Below are 298 nucleotides of genomic sequence, written 5' to 3' on the forward strand. Positions count from 1 at the left end.
CCGGCACTACCGACGCAGATGCCTCACCGCAAGCCGCGCCACTCCGGCACGAACAGGCCGGCCACGAACCACAGGCCGTAGACGATCCACAGGCAGAGGATGTACAGCTTGATCTGCGCTTCGTCCCACAGGCTGCCCCAGCTGTCGACGAAGGCCAGCGACTTCCAGCCTTCCATCCAGGCCGCGCCACCCCAGCGCAATACCCAGGTGGCGAACAGGCTCCAGGCGGCGAACATCCCGATCCAGGCCAGCAGGCTCATTGCTTTCCCCTCCCCGGGAAATGGAGATCGGGTCGTGG

At 65.8% G+C, this 298-nt stretch carries 1 protein-coding gene; it reads right to left on the minus strand.

The genetic code is table 11. The features are described from left to right. Positions 1 to 23: 23 nt before the first annotated feature. A partial coding sequence (locus D7Y61_RS21375; RefSeq protein ID WP_258010444.1) for a hypothetical protein occupies positions 24 to 298 on the minus strand: 275 nt, incomplete at its 5' end.

The sequence above is a fragment of the Stenotrophomonas maltophilia genome (genome assembly GCF_013464485.1).
GTDB lineage: Bacteria > Pseudomonadota > Gammaproteobacteria > Xanthomonadales > Xanthomonadaceae > Stenotrophomonas > Stenotrophomonas maltophilia_AW.